The 22,183-nt window shown below is 38.7% G+C and carries 22 protein-coding genes and 1 other annotated feature; all 22 genes read left to right on the top strand.

Annotation, left to right across the window (positions count from 1 at the left end; all coding sequences use genetic code 11):
* Window positions 1-34 precede the first annotated feature (34 nt).
* The 22 genes from sigG to pyrE all read left to right on the top strand — a co-directional run bounded on the left by sigG (window position 35) and on the right by pyrE (window position 21,678).
* On the top strand, window positions 35-814 hold the full coding sequence (gene sigG / locus LRP81_RS02835) for an RNA polymerase sporulation sigma factor SigG (RefSeq protein WP_230499726.1): 780 nt from the start codon (window positions 35-37) through the stop codon (window positions 812-814).
* A 120-nt stretch (window positions 815-934) separates the two neighbouring features.
* The gene (locus tag LRP81_RS02830) at window positions 935-1,195 is read left to right on the top strand and encodes a YlmC/YmxH family sporulation protein (RefSeq protein WP_230499725.1); all 261 of its coding nucleotides are present in this window, start codon (window positions 935-937) and stop codon (window positions 1,193-1,195) included.
* A 102-nt stretch (window positions 1,196-1,297) separates the two neighbouring features.
* Entirely contained in the window at window positions 1,298-2,134 is an 837-nt protein-coding gene (gene pgeF / locus LRP81_RS02825) for a peptidoglycan editing factor PgeF (RefSeq protein ID WP_230499724.1), read from the top strand.
* Window positions 2,127-2,816 (top strand): YggS family pyridoxal phosphate-dependent enzyme, encoded by a 690-nt coding sequence (locus LRP81_RS02820; protein ID WP_230499723.1) that lies wholly within the window; start codon window positions 2,127-2,129, stop codon window positions 2,814-2,816. The genes pgeF and LRP81_RS02820 overlap by 8 nt, the downstream gene beginning before the upstream one ends.
* Before the next feature lie 16 nt (window positions 2,817-2,832).
* Entirely contained in the window at window positions 2,833-3,294 is a 462-nt protein-coding gene (locus tag LRP81_RS02815; RefSeq protein WP_230499722.1) for a cell division protein SepF, read from the top strand.
* Between the two features lie 6 nt (window positions 3,295-3,300).
* Window positions 3,301-3,570 (top strand): YggT family protein, encoded by a 270-nt coding sequence (locus tag LRP81_RS02810; protein WP_230499721.1) that lies wholly within the window; start codon window positions 3,301-3,303, stop codon window positions 3,568-3,570.
* Between the two features lie 65 nt (window positions 3,571-3,635).
* A complete protein-coding gene (locus LRP81_RS02805) occupies window positions 3,636-4,409 on the top strand; it encodes a YlmH family RNA-binding protein (protein ID WP_230499720.1) in 774 nt (257 codons plus the stop codon).
* A gap of 83 nt (window positions 4,410-4,492) precedes the next feature.
* The gene (locus LRP81_RS02800; RefSeq protein ID WP_230499719.1) at window positions 4,493-4,993 is read left to right on the top strand and encodes a DivIVA domain-containing protein; all 501 of its coding nucleotides are present in this window, start codon (window positions 4,493-4,495) and stop codon (window positions 4,991-4,993) included.
* 90 nt (window positions 4,994-5,083) lie between these two features.
* Window positions 5,084-5,320 (top strand) — a binding site (T-box leader).
* A 62-nt stretch (window positions 5,321-5,382) separates the two neighbouring features.
* Window positions 5,383-8,151: an isoleucine--tRNA ligase gene (gene ileS, locus LRP81_RS02795; protein ID WP_230499718.1), complete on the top strand. Its 2,769-nt coding sequence runs from the start codon at window positions 5,383-5,385 to the stop codon at window positions 8,149-8,151.
* Between the two features lie 252 nt (window positions 8,152-8,403).
* Window positions 8,404-8,868, top strand: coding sequence for a signal peptidase II (gene lspA / locus LRP81_RS02790; protein WP_230499717.1), 465 nt, complete (start codon window positions 8,404-8,406; stop codon window positions 8,866-8,868).
* Window positions 8,868-9,782 (top strand): RluA family pseudouridine synthase, encoded by a 915-nt coding sequence (locus LRP81_RS02785; RefSeq protein WP_230499716.1) that lies wholly within the window; start codon window positions 8,868-8,870, stop codon window positions 9,780-9,782. The genes lspA and LRP81_RS02785 overlap by 1 nt, the downstream gene beginning before the upstream one ends.
* 207 nt (window positions 9,783-9,989) lie before the next feature.
* The gene (gene pyrR, locus LRP81_RS02780) at window positions 9,990-10,532 is read left to right on the top strand and encodes a bifunctional pyr operon transcriptional regulator/uracil phosphoribosyltransferase PyrR (protein ID WP_230499715.1); all 543 of its coding nucleotides are present in this window, start codon (window positions 9,990-9,992) and stop codon (window positions 10,530-10,532) included.
* Between the two features lie 147 nt (window positions 10,533-10,679).
* Window positions 10,680-11,993 (top strand): solute carrier family 23 protein, encoded by a 1,314-nt coding sequence (locus tag LRP81_RS02775; RefSeq protein ID WP_230499714.1) that lies wholly within the window; start codon window positions 10,680-10,682, stop codon window positions 11,991-11,993.
* A 35-nt stretch (window positions 11,994-12,028) separates the two neighbouring features.
* Window positions 12,029-12,157, top strand: a complete 129-nt coding sequence (locus LRP81_RS23210; protein WP_263458220.1) for a hypothetical protein — start codon at window positions 12,029-12,031, stop codon at window positions 12,155-12,157.
* Between the two features lie 14 nt (window positions 12,158-12,171).
* The gene (locus tag LRP81_RS02770; RefSeq protein WP_230499713.1) at window positions 12,172-13,098 is read left to right on the top strand and encodes an aspartate carbamoyltransferase catalytic subunit; all 927 of its coding nucleotides are present in this window, start codon (window positions 12,172-12,174) and stop codon (window positions 13,096-13,098) included.
* Window positions 13,064-14,353 (top strand): dihydroorotase, encoded by a 1,290-nt coding sequence (locus LRP81_RS02765; RefSeq protein ID WP_230499712.1) that lies wholly within the window; start codon window positions 13,064-13,066, stop codon window positions 14,351-14,353. Before LRP81_RS02770 ends, LRP81_RS02765 begins: the two co-directional genes overlap by 35 nt.
* Window positions 14,350-15,447 carry a carbamoyl phosphate synthase small subunit gene (locus tag LRP81_RS02760; protein WP_230499711.1) on the top strand — a complete coding sequence of 366 codons (1,098 nt, stop codon included), beginning with the start codon at window positions 14,350-14,352 and terminating at the stop codon, window positions 15,445-15,447. Before LRP81_RS02765 ends, LRP81_RS02760 begins: the two co-directional genes overlap by 4 nt.
* Window positions 15,432-18,647 (top strand): carbamoyl-phosphate synthase large subunit, encoded by a 3,216-nt coding sequence (gene carB, locus LRP81_RS02755; protein ID WP_230499710.1) that lies wholly within the window; start codon window positions 15,432-15,434, stop codon window positions 18,645-18,647. Before LRP81_RS02760 ends, carB begins: the two co-directional genes overlap by 16 nt.
* Window positions 18,647-19,423 (top strand): dihydroorotate dehydrogenase electron transfer subunit, encoded by a 777-nt coding sequence (locus tag LRP81_RS02750; RefSeq protein ID WP_230499709.1) that lies wholly within the window; start codon window positions 18,647-18,649, stop codon window positions 19,421-19,423. Before carB ends, LRP81_RS02750 begins: the two co-directional genes overlap by 1 nt.
* Window positions 19,420-20,361, top strand: coding sequence for a dihydroorotate dehydrogenase (locus LRP81_RS02745; protein WP_230499708.1), 942 nt, complete (start codon window positions 19,420-19,422; stop codon window positions 20,359-20,361). The genes LRP81_RS02750 and LRP81_RS02745 overlap by 4 nt, the downstream gene beginning before the upstream one ends.
* Entirely contained in the window at window positions 20,333-21,055 is a 723-nt protein-coding gene (gene pyrF / locus LRP81_RS02740; protein WP_230499707.1) for an orotidine-5'-phosphate decarboxylase, read from the top strand. The genes LRP81_RS02745 and pyrF overlap by 29 nt, the downstream gene beginning before the upstream one ends.
* Complete coding sequence (pyrE, locus tag LRP81_RS02735; protein WP_230499706.1) at window positions 21,052-21,678, top strand: orotate phosphoribosyltransferase; 627 nt, start codon at window positions 21,052-21,054, stop codon at window positions 21,676-21,678. The genes pyrF and pyrE overlap by 4 nt, the downstream gene beginning before the upstream one ends.
* Window positions 21,679-22,183: the final 505 nt, after the last annotated feature.

The raw sequence follows: 22,183 nt of genomic DNA, 5'->3' as shown, positions 1-22,183 counted from the left end.
CTCTTAACAGCAACTCCTGTTAGGAGGGGAAAGAATGTCACGTAATAAAGTTGAAATTTGCGGGGTAGACACATCCAAGCTTCCGGTTTTAAAAAACGATGAAATGCGAAAGTTGTTTAGAGAAATGCAAAGTGGTGAATTGTCTGCTCGTGAAAAGCTCGTAAACGGAAACTTAAGGCTTGTATTAAGTGTTATTCAACGATTTAACAACCGTGGAGAATTTGTCGATGATCTATTTCAAGTAGGTTGTATAGGGCTAATGAAATCAATTGACAACTTTGATTTAGGTCAGAACGTTAAATTTTCTACATATGCTGTGCCGATGATTATCGGAGAAATTAGACGATACTTAAGGGATAACAATCCGATTAGAGTGTCTAGATCCTTACGTGATATTGCATATAAAGCACTTCAAGTAAGAGAAAGATTAATGAGTGAAACCTCAAGAGAGCCGACAGCTGAAGAAATTTCAAAAGTGCTGGAGGTTCCGCACGAAGAAATAGTATTTGCTCTTGATGCCATACAAGATCCTGTCTCCTTATTTGAACCAATCTATAATGATGGAGGCGACCCTATCTATGTGTTGGATCAAATAAGTGATGAAAAAAATAAGGACATCCAGTGGATTGAGGAAATTGCATTAAAAGAAGGCATGAGAAGACTGAATGACCGAGAGAAGCTCATATTAAGAAAAAGGTTTTTTCAAGGAAAAACACAAATGGAAGTTGCTGATGAAATAGGAATCTCACAAGCCCAAGTCTCCCGGTTAGAAAAAGCAGCTATCAAACAAATGAATAAAAATATTCAAAGCTAGTTAATAAAGCCAGATATGATTCATTATTTACAAATGAATCGCTGGCTTTTTTATTTTTTCTTCATGAAGTATAAGGCAAGTATCATATAGTTAACTATGATAAATATTGGAGGAATGACTATGGTTAAAATATCAGATTTTCAAATGAAAGATGTTGTAAGTGTTTCGGATGGAAAAAAACTTGGAAACATTGGAGATATTGATATAAACCTTACAAATGGAAAAATTGAGGCTATTATCATTACTGGCGGGGGAAAAATGCTCGGATTCTTTGGTAAGGATGAAGAAGTGGTTATTCCTTGGCGGAACATAGTGAAAATTGGTGCAGATGTTATTCTTGTACGCTATCAAAATACTATAGAGGAAAGTTATAACGAGTAAAAACACGAAAATTCTTGTCGAAACCTATATTATAATACAATGTCTATCGAATATTGTGGTACAATATGAAGGAATATGAGCGTAAAAAAGTAGGTGTCTCAAATGACGGAACCATTTGTTTTGGAACAGAAACAATTTCTTACACTCCCAAGCTGGAAAGAGAAACTTTCGGAACTAATTGTTGGTTTTACAACCAAAAATGGTGGGATAAGCCAAGGGGCATATAATTCTTTTAATATGGGGTTGCATGTCGAGGATTCTGTTGAGCATGTCGTGGAAAATAAACAAATACTTGCAAATATAACTGACTTCCCAATGGACAATTGGATTGGTTGTGAGCAGACACACGGAAATTATATTGTTAAAGTATCCCCCGCCCATAGAGGCAAGGGTGTCACTAATTATAAGAATGCCATTGCTGGAACTGATGGTATTTATACAGACAGCGAAAATGTTCTTTTAACACTCTGTTTTGCTGATTGTGTCCCACTCTATTTTTTTGCCCCTTCATATCATTATATAGGATTAGCTCATGCGGGTTGGAAGGGAACAGTTAAAGAAATTGGTGGAATGATGATCAAAAAGTGGGAAATGGAAGGTGTCGCAACTGATGATATTTTTGTTGCAATCGGACCTTCTATTTCCTCTCAGTCATATTTGGTAGATGATTTTGTGATAAATCAAGTAAAATCAATTCTTCCCTTTCAGTGTCATCAATCCGCATTTAAAGAAGTTTCTAAGGGGCAATACGAACTCGATCTGAAATATGTGAATGTTGAAATTTTAAAAAAAGCAGGCATAAAGGAAGAAAATATTCTATGTAGCTCTTTTTGTACAAGCACTGATCATTCACTTTTCTTTTCACATAGACGTGATCAAGGAAAAACTGGACGAATGATGAGTTTTATTGGTCTGAAAGGAGCGTCAGTACATGGATAGCCACCAATCTGTTTTGAAAAATCTAGAAATTATTCGTACAAATATTTTAGAAGCTTGCAAAAAAGGGAATCGTAACCCAGACGAAGTAAAGGTAATTGGTGTAACTAAATATGTTTCTACTAAAAGAGCTTCAGAGGCTTTAACCGCAGGTATTACTCACCTTGGAGAGAACCGGGAAGAAGGTCTTTTAGCGAAACAAGAGGAACTTCATGGTGAGCCTATTTGGCACTTTATTGGAAGCCTGCAATCTAAAAAAGTAAAAAAAATTATTAAAAACGTAGATTATATTCATTCGCTCGATCGGGAATCATTAGCTAAAGAACTACATAAACGAGCAGAGCATATTATCAAGTGTTTTGTTCAAGTAAATGTATCACAGGAAGAATCAAAACATGGACTACTAAAAGAAGAAGCATTAAATTTTATAAAAAAGCTTGAAAAATACCCGAACATTAAAGTTGTTGGTTTAATGACAATGGCCCCCTACACCGATGACGAGGAAGTATTGCGCTTTACTTTTCGTGAATTAAGAGTATTAAAAGAAAAGATTCAGGCGTGGAACCTTCCTTATGCACCTTGCACAGAATTATCTATGGGTATGTCCAATGATTATATGATTGCAATCGAAGAAGGTGCTACATTTATTCGGATTGGTAGTGCACTTGTTGGAAATGAACAATAATATGGAGGTGTAGGTAATGACGATTAAATCAAAATTCAAAAGCTTTTTTGCTTTAGATGATGAAGAGTATGAGTATAAAGATACTGAAGAATATGAGGAAGAATCAATGGTGGAAGATTCTAGAAGAACTCGGTCGGCTGCATCTCAACCTGCAAAACAAAATGTAGTCAGTCTACAAAGTGTTCAAAAGACATCAAAAGTGGTACTTTATGAACCTCGATCGTATTCAGAAGCACAGGATGTTGCAGACCATTTGAAAAACCGCAGAGCAATTATAGTGAACCTTCAACGAATTGAAATGGACCAAGCAAAAAGAATAGTCGATTTCTTAAGTGGCACGGTGTATGCCATTGGTGGGGATATTCAAAAAATCGGTCAAAACATATTCCTTTGCACTCCAGATAATGTGGATGTCTCAGGATCAATTTCTGAAATAATGCAGCATGAACAAGATGACTTTACAGATAAGAGGTGGTAGGCATTTATGGGTATGGTAATAGGTTTACTGGAAAACTTAGTATTTATTTACACAATATTATTAATCATCTACATTTTTATGTCTTGGTTTCCTGGAGCGAGAGAATCTTCTTTCGGAAGTTTTCTAGGGAGAATATGTGAACCATATTTAGATATGTTCAGACGTATAATCCCACCGCTAGGTATGATTGATATCTCTCCTATAGTAGCAATTTTTGTATTACGTTACGCTATGGTTGGATTAAAGGCACTTTTTGAATTGTTAGGATTGTATTAATCTTTGAAGGGAATCTTTATAAACGTCGATTCCCTTTTTATTTTTTTGTTAAGTAGAGTGATAAAATGAGTATCTATCAACATTTTCGACCTGAAGAACATGATTTTATTGACCAGGTAATCGAGTGGAAAGAGGCGGTCTCTCACCAATATGCGCCAAAGCTTACTGATTTCTTAGATCCTCGTGAACAAGATATCATAAAAAGTATAATTGGACATGACGATGATGTTAAACTAGATTTTTCTGGGGGAGCGTTAGATGCGGAATGTAAACGTGCGTTTCTCTATCCAGAGTACTATATCCCTTCATTGGAAGATTTTCAGTTAAAAGGGTATCAACTATCTTATCCAGAAAAGTTTGTCCAAATAGAACATAGGCAAGTGCTCGGTTCCTTACTTGGTCTTGGCTTAAAGAGAAATAAGTTCGGAGATATCTATTTTCACGAAAAAGAAGTACAACTTGCTCTTAGTGCAGAAGTTAGTGCATTTGTTGAACTTCAATTTCAAGCTGTTGGGAAGGTAAAGGTCTCTTTACAAGAGATTCCACTAAGTGATTTAATTGCCCCAAAAACACAATGGGATGAAGTGTCTACTACTGCTTCTTCTTTGCGCCTAGACGTTTTAGTAGCTGCGATTTACAATATTTCCAGACAAAAAGCTCAATTGTTTATTGGAGCGAAAAAGGTAAAGGTTAACTGGAAAACAGTAGAGAGTACTTCCTTCGAATGTGCAAAAGGAGACATACTCTCCTTGCGTGGTTTTGGACGTAGTAAGATTGTGACGATAGATGGCAAAACAAAGAAAGACAAATGGAGAATTATTGCTGGCAAACAAAAATAATTATCCTTTTTGGCAGGAAACAATGCGTAACTGTCGAATAGTGTTACGTAACAGAAGAGATCTTTTTAATGGAGGTGGCACCGATGCCCTTAACACCACTTGATATTCATAATAAGGAATTTAATAAGGTATTCAGAGGATATGATTTAGACGAAGTAAATGAGTTTCTTGATCAAGTAATTAAAGACTATGAAATGGTATTGCGTGAAAAAAAGGAACATGAGGAAAAGGTGAAGGAGTTAAATGAACGTCTTTCCCACTTTACGAGTATAGAAGAAACCTTAAATAAATCGATCTTGGTTGCGCAAGAATCTGCTGAAGATGTAAGAAGAAATGCTCAAAAGGAAGCAAAGCTTATTATAAAGGAAGCGGAAAAGAACGCGGACCGGATAATTAATGAATCTTTGCTAAAATCAAGAAAGCTTCAAGTGGAAATTGATGAGTTGAAAAAACAATCCAAGATCTTCCGTAATCGATTCAAAATGCTTGTCGAGGCTCAACTCGAGTTAATTGATAATGACGATTGGGAGCATTTGATGGAATATGAAGAAAAAGATAAAGAATTAGAGGAAAGTGGAGTATAACCTTGACTAAATAAGGTAATATTCAGTATAATAACGAAACAAATCTTAAATTTGTCATAAACTAAAAAATATATTTTTTATTTACTATCAATCAAAGCGTTGATAGGGACAGTAGCTTCTAATACACTTATTTAAGCGAGTCAGGGTCGGTGCAAGCCTGATATAAGGTAAGAAGTGAAAATCACCCTTGAGCATTAAACTGAAGGCATGTTTGCTTGTAAGTTTAATCGTTACATTCACGTTACGAATGCTAAAGTGGGCTAGAATTACTTCTATGTAATTTTGCCAATTTAGGGTGGTACCACGGGAGATCCTCTCGTCCCTTTTTGGGATGAGAGGATTTTTTTATTTTTTGATTTCATTATTTTATGAAAGTTGGAGGAAAGACGATGGAATATAAAGACACATTACTAATGCCAAAAACTGAATTCCCTATGCGTGGAAATTTACCAAACCGTGAACCACAACAGCAAGAGAAGTGGGAAGAGATGGACATCTATAAAAAAGTCCAAGAACGCACGAAAGGTCGCCCTATGTTCGTATTACATGATGGACCACCATATGCAAATGGAGACATTCATATGGGTCATGCGTTAAATAAAGTACTGAAAGATTTTATCGTACGCTTCAAATCGATGAGTGGTTACCATGCCCCTTATGTTCCAGGCTGGGATACGCATGGTTTGCCAATTGAAACGGCATTAACTAAAAATAAAAAAGTAAAACGGAAAGAAATGACTGTGGCAGCATTTCGAAAACTGTGTGAAGAATATGCTTACGGCCAAATCGATAATCAAAGAGAGCAGTTCATGAGATTAGGTGTACGAGGGGATTGGTTTAACCCGTATATTACATTGAAGCCTGAATATGAAGCACAACAAATCAAAGTGTTCGGAGATATGGCCAAAAATGAATTGATTTATAAAGGTCTAAAACCTGTGTATTGGTCCCCATCCAGTGAGTCTGCACTTGCGGAAGCGGAGATCGAGTATCAGGATAAACGTTCACCTTCTATCTATGTTGCTTTCCAAGTAGAAGATGGAAAAGGGGTATTGGATGGCTCTGAGCGCTTTATCATTTGGACAACAACTCCTTGGACGATTCCGGCAAATCTCGGAATCGCTGTTCACCCTGAATTAGACTACAGTGTTGTAGAGGTAAATAGCGAGAAATTCATTATTGCTAGTGAGTTGCTTGAAACAGTAACCAACACTTTGGAGTGGAATAATCCAAAAGTGGTAAACATCTTGAAAGGTGCCAAGCTTGAAAACGTTGTTGCCAAGCATCCATTTTATGATCGTACTTCATTAGTGATGCTAGGTGATCATGTAACGACTGATGCCGGTACTGGGTGTGTTCATACAGCTCCAGGACATGGGGAAGACGATTTTGTTATTGGGAAAAAATACGGTCTTGATGTTTTATGCCCTGTAGATGCGAAAGGGAACATGACAGAAGAAGCACCTGGCTTTGAAGGGTTATTTTATGATGAAGCAAATAAACCAATTACAGAGAAACTCCAAGAGGTTGGGGCTTTACTAAAATTGAACTTTATTACACATTCCTACCCACATGACTGGCGTACGAAGAAGCCAACTATTTTCCGTGCAACAGCACAGTGGTTTGCATCCATTGATAAAATCAGAGACCAATTATTACAAGCGGTAGCAGAGACCAAGTGGGTGCCAGCATGGGGTGAAACGCGTCTATTTAATATGGTACGTGACCGCGGTGACTGGTGTATCTCCCGTCAACGTGCATGGGGTGTACCGATTCCTGTATTCTATGCAGAAAATGGCCAAGAAATCATCACAGATGAAACAATTGATCATGTGTCTGCCTTATTCAGAGAGCACGGATCAAACATCTGGTTTGAAAAAGAGGCGAAAGATTTGCTCCCAGAAGGATTTACACATGAAGGAAGCCCAAATGGTATATTCTCAAAAGAAATGGATATTATGGATGTTTGGTTTGATTCTGGATCTTCCCATCAATCCGTTTTAGAAGAAAGAGATGACCTAGTACGTCCAGCTGACCTTTATCTAGAGGGTTCTGACCAATATCGTGGATGGTTCAATTCCTCCCTTACTACGAGTGTAGCTGTCACTGGTAAAGCACCATACAAAGGCATCCTCAGCCATGGTTTTGCCCTTGATGGAGATGGACGGAAAATGAGTAAATCTTTAGGGAATGTTGTCTTGCCTTCAAAGGTAATGAATCAGCTTGGGGCAGATATCCTTCGTTTATGGGTAGCATCTGTTGATTATCAAGCGGACGTCCGAGTATCAGACAATATTTTAAAGCAAGTAGCAGAAGTATATAGAAAAATTCGTAACACATTCCGCTTCCTACTTGGTAATCTTGCCGACTTTGACCCATCAAAAGATGCTGTTGCAGTAAATGAGCTTCGTGAAGTAGATCAATATATGTTGGTAAAGCTAAATAATTTAATTGCAAAAGTTAAAAAATCCTATGAAGATTATGAATTTGCGGGTATTTACCACGCTGTTCACAACTTCTGTACGATTGAACTTAGTTCGTTTTATCTTGATTTTGCAAAAGATATCTTGTATATCGAAGGGCAAAATCAACATGACCGCCGTGCTATCCAAACAGTGCTTTATGAAACGTTGCTTGCATTAACGAAGCTAGTAACACCTATTCTTCCTCATACTGCAGACGAAGTATGGTCTCATATTGAGTTTGTGGAAGAAGAGAGTGCACAGCTTGTAGATATGCCAGAAGCATTAACTATCGAAAATGCTAATGTAATTGAGGAGAAATGGGATAAATTTATGGCATTGCGTGACGATGTATTAAAAGCATTAGAGGTTGCTCGTAACGAAAAGGTTATCGGTAAATCGCTTGCTGCTAAAGTAACCCTTTATGTTAATGCTGAAGCTAAATCTCTATTAGACTCAATTGAAGAAAATGTTCAGCAGCTATTCATCGTATCTGGTTTGGAAGTTGCAGGTGATAAAGAACAAGCGCCTGAAACTGCACAACAGTTTAATGATGTTGCTATTCTTGTCACACCTGCAGATGGTGAAACATGTGACCGCTGCTGGGTAGTAACAACAACAGTTGGAACAGATTCTGATCACCCGTCAATCTGTGACCGCTGTGCTTCAGTAGTAAAAGAAAATTATAATGCATAAGAATTGCACAAATGCCACAAAGGTGCAAAGCAAGCAAAACCTCCGCTATCAACACAGCGGAGGTTTCTATTTTTTCCAATGATCCATTCCGCTCTTTTATTTAGTACAAAGTTGGTGATAAGAACTAAAACATTCTTTCTTCTGCTTATTAGCAATTTTTTTAGATGATAGCCATTAGTATAAACTTTATTTACCACTTCTGTTTTGCTATAATTCAAAAGTACATATAAAAAGCTGGGGGTACCTGTAGGGATGTATTATCTTATAGCACTTGCAATTATATTTCTTGATCAATTAACAAAGTGGTTAGTCGTTCAATACATGGATCTTGGAGAGAGTATTCCAATTATCGAAAACTTTTTATATCTATCATCCCATCGAAATAGTGGAGCCGCATGGGGAATCTTAGAAGGTCAAATGTATTTCTTTTATATTATTACAGTAATTGTAGTGATCGGTCTGATTGTATACTTACAAAAGTTACCTAAAGACCAACCTTGGATGAAACTCGCCTTAAGTCTGATGCTTGGTGGAGCAATAGGTAATTTCATTGACAGAGTTTTACATCAAGAAGTGATTGACTTTATTAACACATATATCTTTACCTATGATTTCCCTATTTTTAATGTTGCTGATTCCGCATTAGTTATAGGAGTTGGAATCATACTGGTATTAACGATAATGGAAGGTAAGAAAGAGAAGGAGCTATCAAAATAATGACTGAAAGTTTAACGATTCACATAGATGAATCACAAAAGCATGACAGATTAGACAAGGTACTTTCTTTGCATAATGAAGAATGGTCCCGTTCACAAGTGCAGCAATGGATTAAAGAAGGACATGTATTAGTAAATGGAGAAAAAATAAAGCCAAATTATAAATGCAATACTGGTGATGAGGTATTACTCTCCATTCCTGAACCAGAAGAATTAGATGTTATTCCAGAAAAAATGGATTTAGATGTTTACTATGAGGATGCAGATGTAATTGTCGTAAATAAACCAAGAGGTATGGTTGTCCATCCCGCAGCAGGACATGCAACAGGCACTCTTGTGAACGGATTAATGGCACATTGCAAGGATTTATCGGGAATTAATGGTGTGTTGCGCCCTGGTATTGTTCACAGAATAGATAAGGATACATCTGGTTTATTGATGGTAGCAAAAAATGATTTTGCCCATGAAAAACTTGTTAACCAGCTTGTGGATAAATCCGTGACACGTAAGTATCAAGCAATCGTACATGGAGTTATTTCACATGATGTAGGTACGGTTGATGCCCCAATTGGACGGGATAAAAAGGATAGACAAAGCATGACAGTAACAGATGAGAATAGTCGACAAGCTGTTACCCATTTCCGGGTAATAGACCGTTATAAGGACTTTACTCATATTGAGTGTCAATTAGAAACAGGAAGAACGCACCAAATTCGCGTTCATATGAAATATATCGGCTATCCACTTGTTGGAGACCCTAAATATGGACCAAGAAAAACACTTGATATTGGTGGTCAAGCATTACATGCTGGTATCCTTGGATTCATTCATCCTCGAACAGAAGAATATATGGAGTTTGAAGCCCCTGCTCCAATCGAATTTGAACAACTGCTAAATCAAATAAAAAATCGTTGACAGTCTAATATTATTTTGAGATAATCATGACAGTTGAATAAGACCTTTAACGACAGTCCCGTGAGGCTGAGAAGGTAACGGCATATAGGAAGAGAAGAATTCAGTTTTATGAATTTCTTCTTTATCCCTATGCAAAAAACCTCTCATCAAAAACGGTGAGAGGTTTTTTGTTTCTGTTACTGTATATTTGCAAAAGAGGTGAACCTGATGGCAGAAAAGGCTTCTGTTCTAGATGAGCAAGCAATAAGACGAGCTCTGACTCGCATTGCCCATGAAATCATTGAACGAAACAAGGGAGTGGATGACTCCATACTAGTCGGGATAAAAACTAGGGGAATCTATCTTGCGAAGAGGCTAGCTTCCCGTATAAGCGAGATTGAAGAAAAGGAAATTGCAGTTGGGGAACTGGATATCACCCTATACAGAGATGATTTAACAACAAAAACTTCTGACAGTGAACCTTTAGTTAAAGGATCTGATATTCCTGTAGACATTAACAATAAAAAAGTAATATTAGTAGATGACGTGCTTTTTACTGGAAGAACAGTCCGGGCAGGAATGGATGCATTGATGGACTTTGGTAGACCAGCACAAATTCAATTGGCAGTTCTCGTCGATCGTGGACATAGAGAGTTGCCGATAAGAGCGGATTTTGTCGGTAAGAATATCCCAACCGCAAGCTCTGAAAAAATAGTCGTACAGCTTTCTGAAATAGATCAACATGATCAAGTAAGTATACATGAAAAATAAAAAACCCTTTTAAATGAAGTCCCGTGAGGCTTACAAAGGGGTAAACTGGTACCATGACCTATGGTGGTTAATGGGACCTCTCTACCTCTTTGTGCCTTAGGGCTCTACAAAGAGTTTTTTTATGCGAAAATTTAGGAGGTCAGTTTAATGAGTCAGAAACCAGTTTTAGATATAAGAGAGGTCCCATCAAAATCAAAATGGCTGCTTTTCAGCATACAGCATTTATTTGCAATGTTTGGGGCAACCATTTTAGTACCAGCACTTGTAGGGTTGAGCCCAGCAGTTGCATTAATTTCAAGTGGACTTGGTACATTGGCATATCTAGTGATTACAAAAGGTCAGATTCCAGCTTATCTTGGATCATCCTTTGCCTTTATCGTTCCGATTATCGCAGTGTCTGAAGTCGCAGGTCCTGGTGGAGCGATGGTCGGAGGTTTCTTAGCTGGAGTAGTTTACGGTGTGATTGCAATGCTGATAAAAGTATTGGGGCATCAATGGATTTTGAATGTACTACCACCGGTTGTCGTCGGACCTGTCATTATCGTAATTGGACTTGGTCTAGCAGGAGTTGCGGTGGGAATGGCAATGTATGAAAACCCTGGAGCTGCTCCCAATGAACTGATTTATAGTGTCAAACATTTAAGCATCGCCCTCATTACATTATCCATTACTATTATTAGTGCGATTTTCTTCCGAGGAATATTTGGAATCATCCCGATTCTAATAGGAATAATCGGTGGTTATGTTAGTGCATATTTCGCTGGGCTTGTTGATTTTTCAACCGTTTTGGAAGCAGGTTGGATTGAAGCACCTAGCTTTATCTTTCCGTTCGTAGATTACTCTCCAATGGTAACACTAACTATTATTGGGATAATGGTACCGATAGCTGCAGTAACTATTGCAGAGCATATTGGAGACCAAATGGTAATTAGTAAAATAGTTGGCAAAAACTTAATTGAAAAACCTGGTCTTCACCGCTCAATCCTTGGAGATGGGGTTGCATCTATGATTGCAGCTCTTGTAGGTGGACCACCAAATACAACTTACGGCGAAAATATCGGAGTACTTGCCATCACAAGAGTATTCAGTGTGTTCGTAGTCGGAGGAGCAGCAGTTCTGGCAATCCTATTCGGATTCGTAGGAAAGATTGCAGCATTGATCGGAACGATACCAAGTCCTGTAATGGGCGGTGTGTCCATCCTATTGTTCGGAATCATTGCATCAAGTGGATTAAGAACGATGATTGATAACAAAGTTGATTTTAACGAAAAAAGAAACCTTATCATTACATCTGTAATTTTGGTCATCGGGGTAGGTGGAGCATTCATCCAATTGGGGAATTTGCAGATTGCTGGAATGGCCTTGGCAGCTATCATCGGAATTGCCTTAAACCTGATTTTGCCTGGTAAAGGAAAAACACAAACAGAAACATTTGAAGAAAAAGAGAATACAGTTGCTTAAAACCTTTTAAAAATAGTCCAGAGAGGCTAGGAAGGGTGGAAAAGCTTGATCAGACAGATGAGATAATTTATCCACCTGTCTGTCAAAGCATGATTCAAACACCCTTCCACCTCGGACAGGGTGTTTTTTTACGGCAAAAAGAAGGTGTCATTACACTATTCTAAAGGGAGGTTTTCAAATGAAGCATTTACGAAAAATGTCAGACGTAACGAATGATGAAATAATGGCATTAATAAAAGACGCCACTAACTTTCAAAATGGTGCAAAATGGACACCTGAATCGTTAACGTTTGTAGCAAACCTTTTTTACGAGTCGAGTACAAGAACAAAATGCAGTTTTGAAGTAGCACAGAGAAGGCTTGGATTACAGGTGCTCCCATTTGAAGTAGGAACATCAAGTGTAAATAAAGGAGAAAGCTTATACGATACGGTTAAAACGTTGGAATCATTAGGTGTAAGTGCTGTTGTCATCAGGCATCCAGAGGAAGATTATTTTAATCAATTACAAAACGTGAATACTGCCATCATCAATGGAGGGGATGGATGTGGAAATCATCCGACTCAATCATTATTAGATATCATGACTATTTATCAGGAATTTAAACGATTTGCAGGATTAAAGATTACCATCATCGGAGATATTCGCCACAGTCGAGTAGCGCGTTCAAACGAAGATATTTTACAGAGATTCGGAGCAGAAGTAAGATTTGTAGCTCCTCCGGAATGGATGGATGAAAGCTATCAGCCAAACACATACATCACTATGGAAGAAGCGATTCAGACGAGTGATGTCATCATGCTGCTAAGAATCCAACACGAAAGACATGATAGCGACAACGGAGGATTGGATGAATATCATCAAAAATATGGTATGACAATCCAACGAGAAAAGGAAATGAAGGCTGGTGCTATCATTATGCACCCTGCACCTATTAATAGAGGTGTAGAAATTGCATCAGAACTAGTGGAATGTGGGCGCTCAAGAATATTTAAACAAATGGAAAATGGTTTGTACATGAGAATGGCGGTATTAAAAAAATCGTTGACTAGTAATGAAGGAGGAATGGCACATGACAATCTTATTAAAGAATGGAAAATGGCTTAATACGGAAGGTGAAATGGAAAAAGTGGATTTGCTGTTAAAGGGGAGTACCATTGCTAGAATAGCCTCCGACATTAGAGAAGAAGACGTAAAAGAAGTAATAGATTTAGATGGCAATCTTGTATCAGCTGGATTCATCGATGTGCATGTTCATCTACGTGAGCCTGGTGGAGAAAAGAAAGAAACTATTGAAACCGGCACAAAAGCAGCAGCAAAAGGTGGATTTACCACCATCTGCGCGATGCCGAATACAAGACCGACTCCAGACACTGTTGATCAGTTAAAATGGTTAAATTCTAAAATTGATGACACTGCAGTTGTCAGAGTCCTTCCATATGCTTGCATTACGACAAGACAGTTAGGGGAAGAATTGACTGATTTTGAAGAATTAAAAAAAGTTGGCGCATTTGCCTTTACAGATGATGGAGTAGGGGTACAGGATGCTTCTATGATGTTAAGTGCGATGAAAAAAGCAGCTTCACTTAATGTGGCCATTGTTGCCCATTGTGAAGAGAACACATTAATTAACAGAGGATCTGTACATGAAGGGATATTTTCTAAAGAACACGGGATCAATGGCATTCCATCCATTTGTGAATCAGTACATATCGCAAGGGATGTTCTTCTCGCTGAAGCAACAGGCTGTCACTACCATGTGTGTCACATTAGCACTAAGGAGTCTGTAAGGGTAGTAAGGGATGCGAAAAGAGCAGGGATAAACGTAACAGCTGAGGTAAGTCCTCATCATCTATTACTAAGTGAGATGGAAATTCCAGGTCTTGATCCGAACTTTAAAATGAATCCTCCACTGCGAGGTAAGGACGATCAAGAGGCATTAATTGAAGGATTATTGGATGGAACAATTGATTTCATTGCTACAGACCATGCTCCACATACTGCAGAGGAAAAAGCAGAAGGAATGGAAAAAGCACCGTTCGGAATTGTCGGGTTAGAAACTGCATTTCCTCTCTTATATAGTCATTTTGTTGAAAAGGGAATTTTCACATTAAAACAATTGCTAGAATGGCTGACAGTAAAACCTGCAAAAGTATTTAATCTTCCATATGGAACACTTCAAGAAGGAACTGTAGCCGACTTAACTGTCATTGATTTAAAAGATATTTCGAGCGTAGATTCTGGAAACTTTCTTTCCAAAGGGAAAAATACGCCATTCATTGGTTGGGAATGTAAAGGCTGGCCGGTTATGACTTTTGTTGATGGAAAACTAGTTTGGCAGAAAGGTAGTGTTCAAGTATGAATCGACAACTAATATTAGAAGACGGTACTTTCTTTGTAGGAAAGGCGTTTGGAAGCTTAAAAGACTCTATCGGAGAAGTCGTTTTCAATACAGGAATGACGGGATATCAAGAAATCTTATCCGACCCTTCCTATTGTGGACAATTAGTAACATTAACGTATCCACTTGTGGGAAATTACGGGATAAACCGTGATGATTTTGAATCTATTGATCCTGCAATACGTGGTTTTATTGTAAAAGAAGTAAGTGATTATCCTTCCAACTTCCGGAATCAATGGACATTGGATGAATTTTTTAAAGCAAAGGATATCCCCGGAATCGCGGGGATTGATACAAGAAAACTAACAAGAATAATCCGTAAATATGGAACGTTAAAAGGAGCACTGTGTGGATTGGCCGTTGACAAAGAAGCAATCATTCATAACTTACAATCAACCACACTTCCTACTAACCAGGTACAGCAGGTTTCCACTAAAACTGCATATCCTAGTCCAGGTAGAGGCTTCCGAGTAGTACTTGTTGACTTTGGTATGAAGCACGGAATTCTTCGAGAATTAAATAAACGTGGGTGCGACGTGGTAGTTGTTCCTTATAACATAACAGCAGAAGAAGTGATGAGACTAAGTCCAGACGGAGTCATGCTTTCTAATGGACCTGGAGATCCAAAGGATGTACCAGAAGCAATCAGTATGATCCAAAACTTAATTGGGCAAATACCGATTTTCGGGATTTGTCTAGGTCACCAACTATTTGCCCTTGCATGTGGTGCTAACACAGAAAAAATGAAATTTGGTCATAGAGGATCCAATCATCCTGTCAAAGATTTACGCACTGGAAAAGTTGCCTTGACCTCACAGAACCATGGCTATACCGTAACCGACGAATCCTTATCAAATACGGAACTAGAAGTAACGCATATCGCATTAAATGACGATACAGTAGAAGGATTAAGACATAAGAAGCACCCAGTATTTACTGTTCAGTATCATCCAGAAGCAAGCCCAGGTCCCGAGGATGCCAACTATTTATTTGATCAATTCATGACATTGATTAAAGAAGCTAAAGAGGGGGAGCAATTATGCCAAAACGTCTAGATATCAAATCCATCTTAGTAATAGGTTCCGGTCCAATCGTGATTGGGCAAGCGGCGGAATTCGACTATGCCGGCACACAAGCGTGCATTGCCTTGAGAGAAGAAGGTTATCGTGTTATTTTAGTCAACTCTAATCCGGCGACAATCATGACTGATCAAGAAATGGCGGACAAAGTCTATATGGAGCCTTTGACAGTAGAGTTTGTAAGCAGAATAATCCGAAAGGAACGGCCAGATGCGATTCTTCCTACACTTGGCGGACAAACTGGTCTCAATCTGGCAGTGGAGCTTGCAGAGGCTGGAGTGTTAGAAGAATGTAATGTCGAGATTTTAGGTACGAAGCTTTCTGCAATTCAGAAAGCAGAAGATCGGGAATTGTTCCGTTCCTTAATGAATGAGCTAACAGAACCTGTACCAGAGAGTGAAATTATTACTAATCTTGATGAAGCATATCAATTCGTTGAAATTGTTGGCTACCCCGTTATCGTTAGACCAGCCTACACACTTGGTGGGACTGGAGGAGGAATTTGTTCCAATCCGGATGAACTAGATGAAATAGTGACAAGTGGTTTAAAAAACAGCCCTGTCACTCAATGTCTTCTTGAAAAAAGCATCGCAGGCTTTAAAGAAATAGAATATGAAGTAATGCGTGACAGTAATGATAATGCAATTGTAGTTTGTAATATGGAAAACATTGACCCAGTTGGTATTCATACAGGTGACTCTATCGTTGTAGCACCGAGTCAAACACTTAGCGATAGAGAGTATCAGCTACTTCGAAATGTTTCTTTAAAAATTATTCGAGCATTAGAAATTGAAGGTGGATGCAATGTTCAACTTGCGCTAGATCCTCATAGTTTCCAATACTACATCATTGAGGTAAACCCGAGGGTAAGCCGCTCATCAGCACTTGCTTCAAAAGCAACCGGGTATCCGATTGCCAAGCTTGCTGCAAAAATCGCAGTAGGACTTACTCTTGATGAAATGATGAATCCAGTAACAGGTAAGACTTATGCCTGCTTTGAACCAGCATTAGATTATATTGTTACAAAAATACCAAGATTTCCTTTTGATAAATTTGAATCAGCAAATCGACGTCTAGGAACTCAGATGAAAGCAACTGGGGAAGTCATGGCAATTGGCAGAACCTTCGAGGAATCATTGTTAAAAGCTGTTCGATCACTTGAGTCCAATATCTATCATGTAGAATTGGAAGGGAGTGAAGAATTTGCAGATGAATTGGTAGAAAAGCGGATTAGAAAAGCCGGTGATGAGCGATTGTTCTACATCGCTGAAGCAATGCGCAGAGGGGTTACGATAGAAACCATTCATAACTGGTGTGAAATTGACCTTTTCTTCCTGCAAAAAATACACAATATACTATCGATGGAAGAAAATATTACTAAGCACAATGAGTGTGCAGAAACATTAAAGAAAGCAAAGGAAATGGGATTTAGCGATAAAACCATTGCCAAGCTATGGGACACAACTGAAAGGGAACTTTACCATATTCGATTACAACACGGTATTGCGCCAGTGTATAAGATGGTCGATACGTGTGCTGCTGAATTTGAATCTAGTACGCCATATTATTACGGTACCTATGAAGAGGAAAATGAATCTACCGTAACAGAGAAAGAAAGTATTGTAGTACTAGGATCAGGACCGATTAGAATCGGGCAAGGGGTCGAATTTGATTATGCTACTGTCCATTCTGTATGGGCAATTAAGGAAGCAGGATATGAAGCAATTATTATCAACAACAACCCAGAAACAGTTTCCACTGACTTTTCAATTTCAGACAAGCTATACTTTGAACCACTAACCATTGAAGATGTTATGAATATTATTAATCTCGAAAAACCAAAAGGGGTTGTCGTTCAATTCGGTGGTCAAACGGCAATTAATCTTGCGGCAGAGCTGGAAGCAAGAGGAGTAAAAATTTTAGGAACAACACTAGAGGATCTCGATCGAGCTGAAAACAGAGATAAATTTGAGCAAACATTGAATAACCTTGAAATTCCTCAACCTAAAGGGAAAACAGCAACTTCTATTGAACAAGCAATTAATATAGCTGAAGGAATTGGTTACCCTGTTTTGGTAAGACCGTCCTATGTTCTAGGTGGTCGTGCTATGGAGATTGTCTACAAATCAGATGAACTTTTGCACTATATGAAAAATGCAGTTAAGGTGAATCCTGAGCACCCTGTTCTAATTGATAAATACATGATTGGTAAAGAAATTGAAGTGGATGCCATATCAGATGGAAAAGATGTATTTATACCAGGAATTATGGAGCATATAGAGCGTGCGGGTGTCCATTCTGGAGATTCGATAGCAGTCTATCCACCACAAACTTTAAGTAAGCAAATAAAAAATCAAATTATTGATTATACAACTCGCCTTGCTCAAGGCTTAAATATTATTGGACTGCTAAACATTCAGTTTGTTATCTATAAAGAGCAAGTATATGTAATCGAAGTAAACCCAAGGTCAAGTCGGACGGTACCATTCTTGAGTAAAATAACACATGTACCGATGGCCAATGTCGCAACTAAAATAATTCTAGGAGAAACACTAGCTTCTCAAGGATACTCAACTGGACTACAGCAAGAAACAAAAGGTGTGTTTGTTAAAGTTCCGGTATTCTCATTTGCAAAGTTAAGAAGTGTCGATATCACATTAGGACCTGAGATGAAATCTACAGGTGAAGTAATGGGTAAAGATATGACACTTGAAAAAGCATTATATAAAGGTCTAGTCGCATCAGGAATTTCCATCAAAACATTTGGTTCGGTACTCTTCACCATTGCTGACAAAGATAAGGAAGAGGCATTATCTCTTGCTAAAAGGTTTCACCGAATTGGCTATAAAATACTAGCTACAGCAGGAACAGCAGAATATTTCGGGGAAGAAATGATTCCAGTTGAAATAGTTAATAAAATAGGAGGAGACTCTCCAAATCTAATCGATGTCATACGCAAAGGAGAAGCGCAATTTGTCATAAATACGCTAACAAAAGGAAAACAACCTGCACGTGATGGTTTCCGGATCCGCCGTGAATCAGTAGAAAACGGAATTCCTTGCCTTACATCATTAGACACAGCAAAGGCAATCCTCCGAGTTCTTGAGTCCATGACTTTTTCCATCGAATCAATCGAAACATTAGAAAAGGCAGAACAAGAGGCGGTGTTTAATTAATGAAAAAAGCCTGGATGACTGTTATTTCTCAAAAGGAAATTGCCCGAAATATTTATGAAATGACCTTGGAAGGGGAACTTGTCGAAATGATGAGTTCTCCAGGCCAATTTGTTCATATTCGTGTAACAGAAGGCTTCGATACCTTGTTACGCAGACCGATAAGCATTTCTTCCATTGATACAAAAAAAGGGCGGTTTCGCATCACATACCGCGCGGATGGTAAAGGTACCAAGTTATTAGCTACAAAACAATCTGGCGAAAAGATTGATGTGTTGGGCCCGTTAGGAAATGGATTTCCAATAGCTCAATTAAACAGTAGAGATCATGCTCTAATTGTTGGTGGAGGTATAGGTGTTCCTCCACTATTAGAGCTAACAAAACAATTAAACCAAACAGGAGTAAGAACAACACACATTCTAGGCTTCCAATCAAAGGAAGATGTTTTTTACAAAAATGAATTTTCCTATTTTGGTGATACCTATGTGGCAACGGTGGATGGCAGCTACGGAACAAAAGGGTTTGTTACTACCATTCTTGATGAAATTACTCCTAGTTTTACAACACTATTTGCTTGTGGACCAACACCAATGCTAAAAGCTCTTGAAAATATGTATCCAAATGAGAACGTATACCTCTCTTTAGAAGAACGAATGGGGTGCGGCATAGGGGCCTGTTTTGCTTGTGTTTGCCATTTGCAGGACGATCCACAAGGTTATACGTATAAAAAAGTTTGTACTGATGGACCTGTATTCAAAGCAAGGGAGGTGGTACTATGACATGCTTAACTGTTCAATTGCCAGGACTTGACCTCAAAAACCCCATCATGCCAGCATCTGGATGTTTCGGGTTTGGTAGGGAATATGCTAAATTATATGACCTAAATGTTCTTGGAGCCATTATGATCAAGGCAACAACAGCCGAACCTCGCTTTGGGAACCCTACACCAAGAGTCGCAGAAACGAATGCAGGAATGCTCAATGCCATTGGACTACAAAATCCTGGATTGGAAAAAGTCCTTACAGAAGAGTTACCGTTCTTAGAAAAATTTAATGTCCCTATTATTGCCAATGTCGCTGGTTCAGAAATAGAAGATTATGTTCAAGTAGCTCGTGAAATATCCAAAGCTCCAAATGTACATGCACTAGAATTAAATATATCGTGTCCGAATGTAAAAACTGGTGGTATCGCCTTTGGAACAGATCCGTTAGTTGCTGCCCAAGTGACACAAGCTGTAAAAGAAGTATCCAGCGTTCCTGTATATGTAAAACTATCACCAAACGTGGCAAACATAAGTGAAATTGCATTAGCAATCGAAGCCGCAGGAGCAGATGGACTAACGATGATTAACACCCTGCTCGGAATGAGAATGGATTTAAAGACAGGTCGTCCTATTCTTGCCAATGGCACAGGTGGATTGTCTGGCCCTGCGATTAAACCAGTAGCAATTCGTATGATCCATGAAGTCAGCCAAAAAGTTTCTATCCCGATCATAGGAATGGGAGGAATACAATCGGCTGAGGATGTACTAGAGTATTTCTATGCAGGTGCAAGTGCGGTAGCGGTTGGAACCGCCAATTTCATAGATCCTTTTGTATGTCCAACTATCATCGAAGAACTTCCATACAAAATGCATGAATTAGGGTTCGAACATATCTCTGAATGTATCGGAAGGAGCTGGAAGCAGCATGCAAAAATTGCCTATAGTCGCCCTTGATTTTGCCAGTAAAAATGAAGTGGAACATTTTCTCGAACTTTTTAATGAAGAAAAATTATATACGAAAATTGGAATGGAATTATTTTATCAAGAAGGACCTCGCATTGTAGAGTCAGTAATCGCATCAGGTCACGAGGTATTCTTAGATTTGAAACTCCATGATATTCCCCAAACTGTCTATCAGGCAATGAAAGGACTAGGAAAATTAGGTGTCTCGATGACAAATCTCCATGCTGCGGGTGGAAAAGAAATGATGTCAGCTGGATTAGAAGGATTAAAGGAAGGTGCAGTAATATCAGGTAAAAAAGCTCCACACCTCATCGCTGTAACACAGCTAACAAGTATGACGGAAAAAAGAATGCAAGAAGACCTATTAGTGGCAGTATCACTTGAAAATACGGTGCTCCACTATGCTAAAAATGCGTTTGAGTCAGGATTGGATGGTGTGGTTTGCTCCTCACTTGAAGCTACCATGCTGCAAGAGGTCCTTGGAAACGAATTTAAGAAAGTGACACCAGGGATCCGTTTGAAAGGTGATAGCAAAAACGACCAAAAACGGATCGTTACCCCAGCGGAAGCCCGTCAGTTAGGAGCCACTGAAATTGTCGTCGGACGCAGTATTACAAGAGCGGATGACCCAGTAAAGGCCTATCAATTAGTATTACAACAATGGCAAGGAGTGGAGATGGAATGAACAAAATAGCTAAAAACTTGCTAGATATCAAGGCAGTATTTTTCCAACCAAATGACCCCTTTACATGGTCATCAGGGATAAAGTCCCCTATTTATTGCGACAACAGGTTGACCATTTCCTATCCAGAAGTACGTAAAAACATCGCAGAATCACTCGCTAGTTTAGTAAATGAACATTTTAATAATGTAGAGGTCATAGCTGGTACCGCAACGGCAGGTATCCCGCACGCATCATTGGTTAGTCATGAATTAAACTTGCCAATGTGCTACGTACGTAGCAAAGCAAAAGCACATGGAAAAGGCAATCAAATTGAGGGGAAGGTTACGCCTGGACAAAGGGTAGTTGTCGTCGAGGACCTTATTTCCACAGGAGGAAGCGCAATTGGAGCAGTTCAGGCATTACGAGAAGCAGGTTGTGAAGTACTGGGTGTGGTGGCCATCTTTACATATGGACTAAAGGTAGCCAACGAAAATTTAGCAAACCATAGTTTAGATGTGCGCGCACTTTGCGACTATCAAACACTTATGGACACTGCAATAGAACGTGGAGATATCGATGAACAAGATCGAAAAAAGCTATCCAAATGGCTTGAAAACCCGACAAGTGAAGCTTGGATGGAATAGTAAAGAGAATAAAAGTATGGAGTGTCCCCTTGATGCGAGGGGATATTTTCATTGGGAAAACTTTAGAGCATGGATAGTACGGCATGCAGACTATATTGGTAACATATTGATTTTTTGAAACAAACATTAATGAGCAGAATTTCATATGGATATCAAAAAAGCATTGAATGGCCCATCATGATAAGTAAATTTGTGTTGATAAGCTGCAACATTGAAGGTTAGAGAATTCCAAAGGTTTTTGATATAGCATCAAAGGTACGTGGGAGATCTCGAAAGGTTTTGAGAATACCATCAAAGGTTTGTGGAATACCTCGAAAGGTTTTGAAGATACCATCAAAGGTTTCTGAGAATCCCCTAAAGGTAGCCCATTTCCCTCGAAAGGGGCAGTAAGGTAAGGGAATAAGGTAATTATTAGCTTCAACCAGTGCAAGAAAGGGGGGATCTCGAAAGGTTTTCGAAACATCATCAAAGGTTCGTGGAATACCTCGAAAGGTTTTTGATATAG

It is taken from the genome of Sutcliffiella rhizosphaerae, assembly GCF_917563925.1.
GTDB lineage: Bacteria > Bacillota > Bacilli > Bacillales > Bacillaceae_I > Sutcliffiella_A > Sutcliffiella_A rhizosphaerae.
Note: the sequence above shows the minus strand (reverse complement) of the source record. Positions and strands in the feature narration are given on the sequence as shown.

What these genes read in the sequence shown, in the direction of transcription:
- lspA (WP_230499717.1), top strand. Translation starts at nt 8,404, where the DNA reads ATGTATTATCTTATAGCACTTGCAATTATATTTCTTGATCAATTAACA.
- pgeF (WP_230499724.1), top strand. Translation starts at nt 1,298, where the DNA reads ATGACGGAACCATTTGTTTTGGAACAGAAACAATTTCTTACACTCCCA.
- LRP81_RS02820 (WP_230499723.1), top strand. Translation starts at nt 2,127, where the DNA reads ATGGATAGCCACCAATCTGTTTTGAAAAATCTAGAAATTATTCGTACA.
- LRP81_RS02815 (WP_230499722.1), top strand. Translation starts at nt 2,833, where the DNA reads ATGACGATTAAATCAAAATTCAAAAGCTTTTTTGCTTTAGATGATGAA.
- LRP81_RS02760 (WP_230499711.1), top strand. Translation starts at nt 14,350, where the DNA reads ATGAATCGACAACTAATATTAGAAGACGGTACTTTCTTTGTAGGAAAG.
- LRP81_RS02785 (WP_230499716.1), top strand. Translation starts at nt 8,868, where the DNA reads ATGACTGAAAGTTTAACGATTCACATAGATGAATCACAAAAGCATGAC.
- pyrF (WP_230499707.1), top strand. Translation starts at nt 20,333, where the DNA reads ATGCAAAAATTGCCTATAGTCGCCCTTGATTTTGCCAGTAAAAATGAA.
- ileS (WP_230499718.1), top strand. Translation starts at nt 5,383, where the DNA reads ATGGAATATAAAGACACATTACTAATGCCAAAAACTGAATTCCCTATG.
- LRP81_RS02745 (WP_230499708.1), top strand. Translation starts at nt 19,420, where the DNA reads ATGACATGCTTAACTGTTCAATTGCCAGGACTTGACCTCAAAAACCCC.
- sigG (WP_230499726.1), top strand. Translation starts at nt 35, where the DNA reads ATGTCACGTAATAAAGTTGAAATTTGCGGGGTAGACACATCCAAGCTT.
- pyrR (WP_230499715.1), top strand. Translation starts at nt 9,990, where the DNA reads ATGGCAGAAAAGGCTTCTGTTCTAGATGAGCAAGCAATAAGACGAGCT.
- LRP81_RS02830 (WP_230499725.1), top strand. Translation starts at nt 935, where the DNA reads ATGGTTAAAATATCAGATTTTCAAATGAAAGATGTTGTAAGTGTTTCG.
- LRP81_RS02800 (WP_230499719.1), top strand. Translation starts at nt 4,493, where the DNA reads ATGCCCTTAACACCACTTGATATTCATAATAAGGAATTTAATAAGGTA.
- LRP81_RS02770 (WP_230499713.1), top strand. Translation starts at nt 12,172, where the DNA reads ATGAAGCATTTACGAAAAATGTCAGACGTAACGAATGATGAAATAATG.
- carB (WP_230499710.1), top strand. Translation starts at nt 15,432, where the DNA reads ATGCCAAAACGTCTAGATATCAAATCCATCTTAGTAATAGGTTCCGGT.
- LRP81_RS02810 (WP_230499721.1), top strand. Translation starts at nt 3,301, where the DNA reads ATGGGTATGGTAATAGGTTTACTGGAAAACTTAGTATTTATTTACACA.
- pyrE (WP_230499706.1), top strand. Translation starts at nt 21,052, where the DNA reads ATGAACAAAATAGCTAAAAACTTGCTAGATATCAAGGCAGTATTTTTC.
- LRP81_RS02775 (WP_230499714.1), top strand. Translation starts at nt 10,680, where the DNA reads ATGAGTCAGAAACCAGTTTTAGATATAAGAGAGGTCCCATCAAAATCA.
- LRP81_RS02805 (WP_230499720.1), top strand. Translation starts at nt 3,636, where the DNA reads ATGAGTATCTATCAACATTTTCGACCTGAAGAACATGATTTTATTGAC.
- LRP81_RS02765 (WP_230499712.1), top strand. Translation starts at nt 13,064, where the DNA reads ATGACAATCTTATTAAAGAATGGAAAATGGCTTAATACGGAAGGTGAA.
- LRP81_RS02750 (WP_230499709.1), top strand. Translation starts at nt 18,647, where the DNA reads ATGAAAAAAGCCTGGATGACTGTTATTTCTCAAAAGGAAATTGCCCGA.